Below are 12,551 nucleotides of genomic sequence, written 5' to 3' on the forward strand. Positions count from 1 at the left end.
GCCTGGTAGCATTAGCGCAGTAGAACCACCTGAAACCATTCCGAACTCAGAAGTGAAATGCTGTAGCGCCGATGGTAGTGTGGGGTTTCCCCATGTGAGAGTAGGGAACTGCCAGGCATTAATTAATTATTTAATAATTTATTTTTTATAATCTCTGGCTATATCTATTAATTAAATAAGTGGCTATACCTTATATTAATTAATAAAGGGTCATAAATGTATAATAGTAAACCATCATTAAAACCATTCAATACGCTAGGGATTGATGTTAGCGCACATAATCTTATTATTGCTCGTAATCTTAAAGATATTATTTCAGCGTGGCAAATCAGTCAACAAGTCAATGAACCGTTTATTATATTGGGAGAAGGCAGTAACATACTTTTTTTAGAAAATTTTAATGGTAGTGTAGTAATTAATTCGGTTAAAGGTATAGAGATTAACGAACATGATACAGCTTGGTATTTACATGTAGCAGCAGGTGAAAATTGGCATGCATTAGTTGAATTAACTTTAATAAAAGGTATTTATGGATTAGAAAATCTTGCTTTCATTCCTGGCAAAGTAGGTTCTGCTCCCATTCAGAATATAGGTGCATATGGTGTAGAATTTAAAAATGTTTGTAATTATGTTGAAGTATTACATTTACCTACACAGCAGATAGTTCGTTTATATCGAGAAGAATGTCAATTTGGTTATCGAGATAGTGTATTTAAACATGCTATGAAACGTAACTATGCTATTATTGCAGTAGGTTTATGTATAAAAAAGCGTTGGAAACCAGTAATAAATTATGGAGATTTGGTTACTCTCGATCCTAATACTGTATGTGCTAAAGATATTTTTAAACTTATTCAATATATACGCAAAAATAAATTTCCTAATCCTAGTAGGATAGGAAATGTTGGTAGTTTTTTTAAAAATCCATTTATTACTCAAGAATTATCTGATGTATTAATTGAACAATGGCCAAGCATGCCATATTATCGTCATTATTATAATAATAAAATAAAATTAGCCGCTGGCTGGTTGATAGAACAGTGTCATTTAAAAGGATATAGAGTAGGTGGTGCAGCAGTATATCGTAAACACGCGCTAGTTATTATTAATCAATATAAAGCTACTTCTCAAGATATTATTATCTTAGCACAAGAAGTAAGAAATAAAGTTGGTAAAAAATTTAATGTTTGGTTAGAACCAGAAGTACGTTTTATTGGAGCCTATGGTGAATGTGATGCTGTTGAGCTCATATCATGAATAATGATAACATTGCATTAGATTTAATTTCTTTGTTATCTGATGGAAATTATCATTCAGATAACGAATTAAAAATAATGTTAAATATTAATCAAAATAATATTAATAAATATATTTTAATATTAAAAAGTTGGGGTTTAGATCTTCATACTTTAGACGGAAAAGGTTATAGTTTATTTAAACCACTTCAACTTTTAAATGAAAAATATATTTTATCACATTTGAATCAACCAAAATTATCGATACTTTCACTTACTGATTCAACTAATCAATATTTACTTGATAGAGTAAATTATCTTTTATCTGGTGATGCTTGTATTGCAGAGTACCAACAATCCGGACGTGGTCGCCGTGGAAGAACATGGTATTCACCTTTTGCTGCTAATCTTTATTTATCAGTTCATTGGTATTTTAAGCATGGATTAATGTCTACAACTGGTCTTAGTTTAGCAGTTGGTGTCATAATAGCAGAACTAATTCAATCATTAGGAGTAGTTGACATACGCGTAAAATGGCCAAATGATCTTTATTTATATGAACGTAAACTAGGTGGTATTTTAATTGAATGTATCAGAAATCTTGATGATTCAGCTAGAGTTATTATAGGTATAGGCATGAATCTTTTTATGAAAAATAAGCATTTTTTACAAATGGATATTAATGCAGCTAACTTAGAGGAATCAGGTACTAAGATAAATCGTAACGAATTAGCAGTAAAAATTATTAATAATTTACGTGAAATTTTACCAATATTTGAACGTGATGGACTTAATCCTTTTATTCAACGTTGGCTATGTTTAGATAATTTTATAAATCGATCAGTAAAATTAGTTATTGAAAATCGAGAAATATATGGTATCGAACGTGGTATAGATAAAGTAGGTAATTTATTATTAGAGCAAAATAAAAAAATAAAATCTTGGGTTAGCGGAGATCTTTCCTTAGAATTAAACTATTAAGAATAACATTAAGAAAATTATTCTAGTTTAAAGTTAATGAAGTTAAATTTTATTTCGATAATTATTTTCTTAAATATAATCTTTTTACAGCATGATTGACAGATTTACTCATAATTAGATGAGCTCGTTCACGAGTTGGTAGTATATTTTTTTTAAGATTTAACCAATTAATTTCTTTCCACAATGATCTTGCAATCTTAATTGTTTTCTTTTTAGATAAATGAGCATAGTTATGAAAGTAAGAATCTGGATTATTGAAAGCTCCTTTACGAAATTTTAAAAAACGATTAACATACCAATGTTCTAATAGAGTTTCAGAAGCATCAACATAGATTGAAAAATCCACAAAGTCAGAAACAAATACATGATGAGGATCATGTGGATAATCCATTCCACTTTGAAGAACATTCAATCCTTCTAAGATTAGAATATCTGGTTTTTTAATAATTTTAACACTACCTGGAATAATATCGTACATTAGATGTGAATATATAGGTGCACTTACTTGATCAACACCTGATTTTAAATCAGCAATAAAGTTTACTAAACTGTGCATATCATAAGATTGTGGGAAACCTTTTTTTTTCATTAAACCTCTTTTTTTTAGTATGTTATTCGGATGTAAAAAACCATCAGTTGTCATTAATTCTACTGAACGATATTTAGGCCATCTACTCAATAATGCTTTTAAAACTCGTGCAGTTGTACTTTTGCCAACAGCGACACTACCAGCAATACTAATGATATAAGGAATTTTTTGTTTAATAGTGCCTAAAAATTGGTCAAGGACTACTTGTCTACGTAAATTAAAACTTATATAAAAATTAAGTAAACGGGAAAGTGGTAAATAAATTTCAGCTACTTCTGTTAAAGATAAATCTTCATTGATTCCACGAAGACTGTTAATTTCTTGTTCTTTTAATGTCATAGGTACAGAATTACGCAAAGTAGCCCATTGTTGACGACTAAATTGCAAATAATGAGTTGTTGATAGATTGAGTTTTCTACTCATAAATATGCATTTAACCACAAATTTTAATTCAATAATGTATTATTAATATTAAATATATAATTTATTCATAATGTAAAATATATAGGATTCGAATAATTTTCAAAAAAATAATATTTTCATGTTGTTAGTATTAATGGACATTCAGAATTATGTAATTGCTTATGTATTTAAAATTTTATTAATTGTGTTTACATAAAAAATTAATCCAATACAAAATATATGGTTAAATTTTTTAAAATATATATAATATTATATATTTTATATAGAGTATTAATTTATTAACTCACTATACTCTATTATTTATAGAAGATAAAATCTTAATTAAATAATTTAAAGTTTATTAAAAATAAGAACATAATAAAATAAATGAAATGTTTTTTATATTTATGTAAAGTGAAGTTAATTGTCTTATAAATGAATAATGATTTTTATTGCATTTTACAAAAATTATTCGTAAAATACAATGCATTAAATGCCGGCTTAGCTCAGTTGGTAGAGCAACTGACTTGTAATCAGTAGGTCACCAGTTCGATTCCGGTAGCCGGCATAATACTATAGCGGTGGGATTCCCGAGTGGTTAAAGGGAGCAGACTGTAAATCTGCCGTCATTGACTTCGAAGGTTCGAATCCTTCTCCCACCATTATCTGATGATATCATGAAGAAAAATTTAGTATAATATTCAACATATTTACTATATATAACAAATATGTTGAATATTAATATAAATAGAACAATTGTAAATATTTAAATTTTAAAATGCGGGTATTGTATAAAGGTCATTACCTCAGCCTTCCAAGCTGAAGATACGGGTTCGATTCCCGTTACCCGCTTTAGAATGATGCTGATATGGCTCAGTTGGTTAGAGCGCACTCTTGGTAAGAGTGAGGTCCCCAGTTCGATTCTGGGTATCAGCAAGTGCTTTATTATGAATTCTTTTTCAGCTTATTATTTATTTCTAATTTTATGTATTAATTTAACACTTACTTTATATTTACGAATATTAGATAGATCTAATCTATAACGGTATTTTTTACTATATGTATTTTATTATATAAAATACATATAGTAAATTAATCATCTATATGTGAATATAGCTTTCATTGTCAATTAACACATTATGAATATTGTAAAATAATCAATTAGATTTTAATAATTTCTTAAAACTATTTGATTTTAATATACTGAATTAGTAATTTACCAATGTTACATCATTAATATTCATATTAATAACTATACTGTCATATTAGTAAATATCAAAATATATATATTTTTTAAAATAAATAAAATCTGTTTCTATATACAAATATTATGTATGAATTAATACAAGTAAAATACTATATAGATATAAATTGTTAATTTATGAGCATGAACTTTAAAATTTATATATATTTATACAAATATATATAAAAGATAAGAATTTCGTTCTATTTTAGATTTCTACTCTTCTGCTACATGAAATTTTGCATTAAAGATAAAATTATTTTTAAATTATTTATTGTGGCGGTTAGCTTATGAGTGAAAATACTGAAGATCGAGGAGGAAAACAACGATGCTTAGAAATACTAACTTGGATAGTTATCGTTATATTACTAATAATAGCAATTGTTGGAAACTATGTTTATCGTAACGTAGCATTGTCTTTACGTGCTCTAGTTGTTGTAGTACTAATGCTTATAGCAGGCACTATTGCTCTATTTACAAAACAAGGTAAAGTAACTACAACTTTTATACGTGAAGCAAAAAATGAAATGCGTAGGGTTATTTGGCCAACCTTTCAAGAAACATTTCATACTACGTTAGTAGTTTTTTTTGTAACTACTATAGTATCACTAATTTTATGGGGATTAGATAGTATCCTGGTCCGCTTAGTATCCTTTATTACTGTGTTGAGGTTCTGAGATGTATGAATCTCCAAAAAAACGCTGGTATGTCGTTCAAGCGTTTTCTGGTTTTGAAGCTCGTGTAGCAAAATCTTTGCAAGAGCATGTCAAATTACATGACATGGAAGAACTATTCGGTGAGATCATGGTACCTACTGAAGAAGTTGTTGAAATTCGCGGCGGTCAACGTCGTAAAAGTGAACGTAAATTTTTCCCTGGTTATGTGCTAGTACAAATGACCATGAATGAAGCTAGTTGGCATTTAGTACGTAATATACCACGTGTTATGGGATTCATTGGTGGTACATCTGACTGCCCTGCACCAATTAGTGATAAAGAAGTTAATGCAATTATGAATCGTTTACAACAAATAGGAGATAAACCTCGACCTAAAACCATATTTGAGCCAGGAGAAGTAATACGTGTTAATGATGGTCCGTTCGCTGATTTTAATGGTGTAGTTGAAGAAGTAGATTATGAAAAAAGTCGTCTAAAAGTATCTGTATCAATTTTTGGTCGTGCAACACCAGTTGAATTGGATTTTGATCAAGTAGAAAAGGGTTAAAATTGTAATTTTTTATTTTAAAATAACTGTAATTTATTACTATTAATGGTAATGTATGTTCATTGCGAATCACAATTAGGAATATTATGGCTAAAAAAGTACAAGCATATGTTAAATTGCAAATTGCAGCAGGCATGGCAAATCCAAGCCCTCCTGTTGGTCCAGCCTTAGGTCAACAAGGTGTTAACATTATGGAATTCTGTAAAATATTTAATGCAAAAACAGAGCTTTTAGAAAAAGGTTTGCCAATTCCTGTTATAATTACCGTATATAATGATCGTTCTTTTACTTTTGTTACTAAAACTCCTCCAGCAGCTATACTAATTAAAAAAATTGCGCAAATTAAATCTGGTTCTAGCAATCCTAATAAAGATAAAGTTGGAAAAATAAATCGTTCTCAATTACGTGAGATAGCTAAAACTAAAGCTGCAGATATGACTGGAGTTGACATAGAAGCAATGACTAGATCTATTGAAGGAACTGCTCGTTCTATAGGTTTATTAGTGGAGGATTAAGTGTGGTGAGCATGAGTAAACGTATGCATGTTATACGTGATAAAGTTAATGTATTCAAACAATATGATATTAAAGATGCTATGATGCTTTTGAAAGAAATATCTATTGTTAAGTTCATAGAAAGTGTAGATGTTGCTATTAGTCTTAATATAGATCCACGTAAATCTGAACAAAATTTACGAGGTGTAACTTTATTACCACATGGAACTGGACGTTTAGTACGTGTAGCTGTTTTTGCTCAAGGCATACATGCTGAATCAGCTAAGATAGCTGGTGCTGAACGAGTAGGTATGGAAGATCTAGCAGAAGACATTAAAAATAATGTCATAAAATTTGACGTTATCATTGCATCTCCAGATGCAATGCATATAGTCAGCCAATTAGGCCAAATTTTAGGTCCACGTGGATTAATGCCAAATCCTAAGATGGGTACTGTAACTACAAATGTTGCTTCGTCTGTTAGAAATATCAAATCTGGTCAAGTCAGTTACCGAAACGATAAAAACGGTATTATTCATACTACTATTGGCAAATTAAATTTTGATATTAACAAAATACAAGAAAATTTAGAAGCTTTATTGATTACTTTAAAAAAAATAAAGCCAATATCAGTAAAAGGGTTATATTTTAAAAAAATTACTATATCAACTACAATGGGAGTTGGTGTTGCAATCGATCCATGTAGTTTGAATATACCATTAAATTAATTCTTACTTGTAAAACACGTAAAATTTATCTAGAATCTTACATTCGTTATTTTATGTTCGAATAGTAAATATAAAAAAATCATAAAGAGCTGACAATGATTACTATTTATACAATGATATAATCATATCGGTGTTAGGTAAAACGATAATTTAAATTTTATTTAAAATATAAAATTTAAATTTCTAGAAATTTATGTATTAATGAACTTAATATTAAAAAAGAACTTTTCATAATTAGTTCTCTACTTATATGTTATTTACGTAGCATATATTCTTCTAATAAAGTAATTTTCGAATAATTTTCCTGTTAAATTCAGGAGCAGAATTAATGGTATTAAATCTTCAAAGAAAAAAAACAATAGTTGCGGAAGTTAGCAAAATAAGCAAAGATGCACTTTCGGCAGTAATTGTAGATTCACGTGGTATGACTGTCAATAAAATGAATGAATTACGCCAAGCTGCGCGTAAAATTTCTATCTATATGAGGGTTATTCGCAATACTTTATTACGCCGAATTGTTGAAGGAACACAATTTGAGTGTTTGAAAGATACATTCGTTGGTCCTACCCTAATTGCATATTCTATGGAATATGCAGGTGCTGCTGCTCGTTTGTTTAAAAAATTTTCAGAAACAAATACAAACTTTAAAATTAAATTTGCAGCTTTTGAAGGTAAAATAATCCCAGCAACGCAAATTGATATTTTGGCAGCACTTCCTACTTATGAAGAAGCACTAATACATCTGATGTTAGTTATGAAAGAAGCTGCAGCAGGTAAATTAGTTCGTACTTTAGTTGTTATTCGTGATACAAAAGAAAAAAATGACTTAATATAATAAAAAATTTTCTTCATAATTATTATTATTATTGAAACACTTATTTTAGGAACAATTGTTATGTCTTTCACCAAAAATCAAATTTTGGAAGCCGTGGCTGCTATGTCCGTAATGGAAGTAGCTGAATTGGTTTCTGCTATGGAAGAAAAATTTGGCGTTTCTGCTACTAGTCCTATTGCTAATTCTGTAGCGATGGGAGCAATGGCAGAACCTATTGAAGAAAAAACTGAATTTGATGTGATTTTAAAAGGAGTTGGTGCAAATAAAATTGCAGTAATAAAAGCTGCAAGAAGTGCAACAGGTTTAGGTTTAAAAGAAGCTAAAGATTTAGTGGAATCAGCTCCTATCGTAATCAAAGGAGCTCTCAATAAAGATGATGCAACTGCATTGGAAGCTCTATTAAAAGAAGCTGGTGCTGAAGTTGAAGTTAAATAAAATTTATTATATTAGAGTCTTAATCTAATTTAACTATCAGTTAAGCTGGTGATTATCTATGTGTCACCAGCATTTATATTGTAAAAACTTATTACTTTAATCTGATTTATTTATTGTTTATATGTTTAAATATATTTAACTTTTTAGAAGACGTATGATTATCAATCTTTGATTTACTTAAAAGTAAGTAAAAGATATATTATATGTAAAATTATTTATACATAATAAAACATTTAGTAACTTCATTAAATAAAATTTTTAGATAAAATATTATATGAAATCTCCCTTCCAGGAAGGATAATCTAACATGGATCGATTTGTTGTCTGCTAGCTGAGGAACCCTATGGTTTACTCCTATACCGAAAAAAAACGTATTCGTAAAGATTTTGGTAAACGTCCACAAGTTTTGGATATACCTTATCTTTTATCTATTCAACTTGATTCTTTTCAGAAGTTTGTCGAGCGAGATCCAGATGGCCAATATGGTCTAGAAGCAGCATTTCGCTCTGTATTTCCCATAGTAAGTTATAGTGGTAATGCTGAATTACAGTATGTAAATTATCGTTTGGGTGAACCTATTTTTGATTTACATGAATGTCAAATACGTGGAGTAACATATTCTGCTCCATTGAGAGTTAAATTACGTCTAGTAATCTATGAGCGGGAAGCACAACAAGGAACGGTTAAAGATATTAAAGAACAAGAAGTCTATATGGGTGAAATTCCTCTCATGACTAATAATGGGACTTTTGTGATTAATGGTACTGAACGTGTGATTGTATCTCAGTTACACCGTAGTCCTGGTGTATTTTTTGATAGCGATAAAGGAAAAACACATTCTTCTGGCAAAGTATTATATAATGCACGTATTATTCCTTACCGCGGTTCATGGCTTGATTTTGAGTTTGATCCTAAAGATAATTTATTTGTTCGTATTGATCGTCGGCGCAAACTACCTTCTACTATAATTTTACGTGCATTAAATTATAGTACTGAAGAAATTCTCAATCTGTTTTTTGAAACAGTATTATTTAAAATTTATGATAATAAATTACAAATGGAACTAGTAGCTGATCGTCTTCGTGGCGAAACAGCTTCATTCAATATTGAGTATAATGATGTAGTTTATGTTGAAAAAGGTCGTAGAATTACTGCTCGACATATTCGAGAGTTAAAGAAAGATAAAGTTAAGCATATTGAAGTACCAATTGAGTATATCATCGGCAAGGTTGCTGCTAAGGATTATATAGATTTACGTACTGGTGAGCTTATTATTTCAGCAAATATGGAACTATCACTAGAACTTCTAACTAAACTAAATCAAGCAAACTGCTATGACATTGAAATTTTATTTACAAATGATTTAGATCATGGTTCATATATTTCTGAAACATTACGTATTGATCCAACCACTGATCGCTTGAGTGCATTAGTAGAAATTTATCGTATGATGCGTCCTGGTGAACCACCAACTCGTGAAGCGGCAGAAATCTTATTTGAAAATTTATTTTTTGTTGAAGATAGATATGATTTATCTTCAGTTGGCCGAATGAAATTTAACTCTTCTTTACTACGTAATACAGTTGAAGGTCCTGGTACTTTAAGTAAAAATGATATAGTTGATGTAATGAAAAAACTTATCGATATTCGTAATGGTAAAGGAGAAGTAGACGATATAGATCATCTTGGTAATCGTCGTATCCGTTCAGTAGGTGAAATGGCAGAAAATCAATTTCGAGTAGGTTTAGTTCGTGTAGAACGTGCAGTAAAGGAACGTCTTTCTTTAGGGGACTTAGATATTCTAATGCCTCAAGATATGATAAATGCAAAACCAATTTCTGCAGCTGTAAAAGAATTCTTTGGCTCTAGTCAATTATCTCAATTCATGGATCAAAATAATCCATTATCTGAGATTACACATAAGCGACGCATCTCTGCTCTCGGTCCAGGTGGATTAACGCGAGAACGTGCTGGTTTTGAAGTTCGTGATGTACATCCAACACACTATGGTAGAGTATGTCCCATTGAAACACCTGAAGGTCCAAATATTGGTTTGATTAATTCATTATCTGTATACGCGCAGACTAACGAATATGGTTTTTTAGAAACTCCATACCGTCGTGTTTTTAATGGTGTAGTTTCTGATGAAATTGATTATCTTTCTGCAATTGAAGAAGGTAATTATGTTATTGCTCAAGCAAATTCTGAGTTAGATGTAAATAGTGTATTTGTAGATGATTTAGTTACATGTAGAACTAAAGGTGAATCAGGGTTATTTAGCCGTGAACAAATTGATTATATGGATGTTTCTACTCAACAAATAGTTTCTGTAGGAGCATCATTAATTCCATTTTTAGAGCATGATGATGCCAATCGTGCACTAATGGGGGCAAATATGCAACGTCAGGCAGTTCCAACCTTACGTGCTGATAAACCATTGGTTGGTACTGGCATGGAACGTGCAGTTGCAGTGGATTCTGGTGTAACTGTTGTTGCCAAAAGAAGTGGTATAGTTCAGTATGTTGATGCTTCTAGAATAGTTATAAAAGTTAATGAAAATGAAACATTCTCTGGAGAAGCTGGTATCGATATTTATAATTTAATCAAATATACACGTTCTAATCAAAATACTTGTATTAATCAAATGCCAAGTGTTGCTTTAGGAGAAATTATTGAACGTGGTGATGTTTTAGCTGATGGTGCATCTACAGATCTTGGTGAATTAGCACTTGGACAAAACATGAGAGTGGCATTTATGCCGTGGAATGGTTATAATTTTGAAGATTCTATATTAGTTTCTGAACGTGTAGTACAAGAAGATCGATTTACTACTATTCATATTCAAGAATTATCTTGCATATCTCGTGATACTAAATTAGGAGCGGAAGAAATTACTGCTGATATCCCTAATGTTGGTGAAGCAGCACTATCTAAACTAGATGAATCAGGTATTGTATATATTGGTGCAGAAGTAACCGGTGGTGATATTATGGTTGGCAAAGTAACACCAAAAGGTGAAACTCAATTAACACCGGAAGAAAAATTATTACGTGCAATTTTTGGAGAAAAAGCATCTGACGTAAAAGATTCATCGTTAAGAGTTCCTAATGGTGTATCTGGAACAGTAATTGATGTACAAATATTTACTCGTGATGGTGTAGAAAAAGATAGACGTGCTTTAGAAATTGAAGAGATGCAGCTTAAGAAAGTGAAAAAAGATTTATCTGAAGAATTACATATTCTTGAATCTGCTTTATTTAATCGAATCAAATCATTATTAATTTCCGGAGGAGTAGAATCTACTAAACTTTTAAAATTACCTTGTGAAAAATGGTTAGATTTTAAAATATCTAATTTAGAAATACAAAGTATGTTAGAGCAATTAAGTGATCAATATAATGATCTAAAACATGAATTTAAAAAAAAGCTTGAAGCTAAACATCGAAAAATCACTCAAGGTGATGATTTGGCACCTGGTGTTTTAAAAATTGTTAAGGTTTATTTAGCAGTAAAACGTCAAATCCAACCTGGCGATAAAATGGCTGGTCGTCACGGCAATAAAGGTGTAATCTCTAAAATTAATCCTATAGAAGATATGCCTTATGATGAACATGGTACTCCAGTAGATATTGTTTTGAACCCGCTAGGTGTACCTTCACGTATGAATATTGGTCAAATACTAGAAACTCATTTAGGCATGGCTGCTAAAGGTATTGGAGACAAGATCAATTCAATGCTTAAAAAGCAAGAAAAAATTAGTAAATTACGTGATTTTATTCAACGAGCTTATGATTTAGGTACTAATATACGTCAAAAAGTAAATTTAAGTACTTTTTCTGATAAAGAAATATTACAATTAGCAGAAAATTTAAAGAAAGGTATGCCGATCGCAACACCTGTATTTGATGGTGCGAAAGAAAGTGAAATTAAGGCATTATTACAATTAGGTGATTTACCGTCTTCAGGACAAATTACTCTTTTTGATGGACGTACAGGTGAAGCTTTTGAACGTCAAGTAACTGTAGGGTATATGTATATGTTAAAATTAAATCATTTAGTTGATGATAAAATGCATGCACGTTCTACTGGTTCATATAGCTTAGTTACTCAACAACCTCTTGGTGGAAAAGCGCAGTTCGGTGGGCAACGTTTTGGTGAAATGGAAGTTTGGGCACTAGAAGCATATGGTGCATCTTATACTTTACAAGAAATGCTGACTGTCAAATCTGATGATGTTAATGGACGTACAAAAATGTACAAAAATATAGTTGACGATAATCATCAGATGGAACCTGGTATGCCTGAATCATTTAATGTATTATTAAAAGAGATTCGTTCATTAGGAATCAATATTGAACTAGAAGATAATTAAATATTCAATAACA

Annotated in this window: 10 protein-coding genes, 4 tRNA genes and 1 rRNA gene; 14 read left to right on the plus strand and 1 reads right to left on the minus strand. The window is 30.5% G+C overall.

From position 1 onward, the window contains the following. The first annotated feature begins 1 nt into the window (after nt 1). The 3 genes from rrf to birA all read left to right on the plus strand — a co-directional run bounded on the left by rrf (nt 2) and on the right by birA (nt 2,216). Nucleotides 2-117: ribosomal RNA gene (rrf, locus tag FD727_RS02435) — 5S ribosomal RNA — on the plus strand. Between the two features lie 99 nt (nt 118-216). Beyond that, complete coding sequence (gene murB / locus FD727_RS02440) at nt 217-1,257, plus strand: UDP-N-acetylmuramate dehydrogenase (RefSeq protein WP_159938580.1); 1,041 nt, start codon at nt 217-219, stop codon at nt 1,255-1,257. Continuing rightward, nucleotides 1,254-2,216 (plus strand): bifunctional biotin--[acetyl-CoA-carboxylase] ligase/biotin operon repressor BirA, encoded by a 963-nt coding sequence (birA, locus tag FD727_RS02445; RefSeq protein ID WP_159938581.1) that lies wholly within the window; start codon nt 1,254-1,256, stop codon nt 2,214-2,216. Before murB ends, birA begins: the two co-directional genes overlap by 4 nt. Nucleotides 2,217-2,277: 61 nt before the next feature. Here the strand turns inward: birA and coaA are convergent, their stop codons facing one another. Continuing rightward, complete coding sequence (gene coaA / locus FD727_RS02450; RefSeq protein WP_159938582.1) at nt 2,278-3,228, minus strand: type I pantothenate kinase; 951 nt, start codon at nt 3,226-3,228, stop codon at nt 2,278-2,280. A gap of 474 nt (nt 3,229-3,702) precedes the next feature. On the opposite strand from coaA, the gene FD727_RS02455 reads away from it, so the two are divergent. The 11 genes from FD727_RS02455 to rpoB all read left to right on the plus strand — a co-directional run bounded on the left by FD727_RS02455 (nt 3,703) and on the right by rpoB (nt 12,538). Then, nucleotides 3,703-3,775, plus strand: a tRNA-Thr gene (locus tag FD727_RS02455). Nucleotides 3,776-3,787: 12 nt separating this feature from the next. Beyond that, nucleotides 3,788-3,869, plus strand: a tRNA-Tyr gene (locus FD727_RS02460). A gap of 118 nt (nt 3,870-3,987) precedes the next feature. Then, nucleotides 3,988-4,059: transfer RNA gene (locus FD727_RS02465), tRNA-Gly, on the plus strand. A gap of 10 nt (nt 4,060-4,069) precedes the next feature. Next, nucleotides 4,070-4,143: transfer RNA gene (locus FD727_RS02470), tRNA-Thr, on the plus strand. A gap of 597 nt (nt 4,144-4,740) precedes the next feature. Next, nucleotides 4,741-5,127 (plus strand): preprotein translocase subunit SecE, encoded by a 387-nt coding sequence (secE, locus tag FD727_RS02475; RefSeq protein WP_159938583.1) that lies wholly within the window; start codon nt 4,741-4,743, stop codon nt 5,125-5,127. Between the two features lies 1 nt (nt 5,128). Next, the gene (gene nusG, locus FD727_RS02480; protein WP_159938584.1) at nt 5,129-5,674 is read left to right on the plus strand and encodes a transcription termination/antitermination protein NusG; all 546 of its coding nucleotides are present in this window, start codon (nt 5,129-5,131) and stop codon (nt 5,672-5,674) included. 86 nt (nt 5,675-5,760) lie between these two features. Beyond that, a complete protein-coding gene (gene rplK / locus FD727_RS02485) occupies nt 5,761-6,189 on the plus strand; it encodes a 50S ribosomal protein L11 (protein ID WP_159938585.1) in 429 nt (142 codons plus the stop codon). Between the two features lie 2 nt (nt 6,190-6,191). Further along, nucleotides 6,192-6,896 (plus strand): 50S ribosomal protein L1, encoded by a 705-nt coding sequence (gene rplA / locus FD727_RS02490; protein WP_159938586.1) that lies wholly within the window; start codon nt 6,192-6,194, stop codon nt 6,894-6,896. Between the two features lie 328 nt (nt 6,897-7,224). Continuing rightward, nucleotides 7,225-7,731, plus strand: coding sequence for a 50S ribosomal protein L10 (gene rplJ, locus FD727_RS02495; protein WP_159938587.1), 507 nt, complete (start codon nt 7,225-7,227; stop codon nt 7,729-7,731). Between the two features lie 60 nt (nt 7,732-7,791). Continuing rightward, complete coding sequence (gene rplL / locus FD727_RS02500) at nt 7,792-8,166, plus strand: 50S ribosomal protein L7/L12 (RefSeq protein WP_159938588.1); 375 nt, start codon at nt 7,792-7,794, stop codon at nt 8,164-8,166. Nucleotides 8,167-8,509: 343 nt separating this feature from the next. Beyond that, nucleotides 8,510-12,538: a DNA-directed RNA polymerase subunit beta gene (gene rpoB / locus FD727_RS02505; protein WP_159938589.1), complete on the plus strand. Its 4,029-nt coding sequence runs from the start codon at nt 8,510-8,512 to the stop codon at nt 12,536-12,538. Nucleotides 12,539-12,551 lie beyond the last annotated feature (13 nt).

Source organism: Pantoea sp. Mhis (assembly GCF_009830015.1).

Bases quoted from the DNA above. Each gene is read 5' to 3' on its own strand.
- birA (WP_159938581.1), top strand. From the start codon at position 1,254: ATGAATAATGATAACATTGCATTAGATTTAATTTCTTTGTTATCTGAT.
- secE (WP_159938583.1), top strand. From the start codon at position 4,741: ATGAGTGAAAATACTGAAGATCGAGGAGGAAAACAACGATGCTTAGAA.
- rpoB (WP_159938589.1), top strand. From the start codon at position 8,510: ATGGTTTACTCCTATACCGAAAAAAAACGTATTCGTAAAGATTTTGGT.
- rplL (WP_159938588.1), top strand. From the start codon at position 7,792: ATGTCTTTCACCAAAAATCAAATTTTGGAAGCCGTGGCTGCTATGTCC.
- rplK (WP_159938585.1), top strand. From the start codon at position 5,761: ATGGCTAAAAAAGTACAAGCATATGTTAAATTGCAAATTGCAGCAGGC.
- murB (WP_159938580.1), top strand. From the start codon at position 217: ATGTATAATAGTAAACCATCATTAAAACCATTCAATACGCTAGGGATT.
- nusG (WP_159938584.1), top strand. From the start codon at position 5,129: ATGTATGAATCTCCAAAAAAACGCTGGTATGTCGTTCAAGCGTTTTCT.
- coaA (WP_159938582.1), bottom strand. From the start codon at position 3,228: ATGAGTAGAAAACTCAATCTATCAACAACTCATTATTTGCAATTTAGT.
- rplJ (WP_159938587.1), top strand. From the start codon at position 7,225: ATGGTATTAAATCTTCAAAGAAAAAAAACAATAGTTGCGGAAGTTAGC.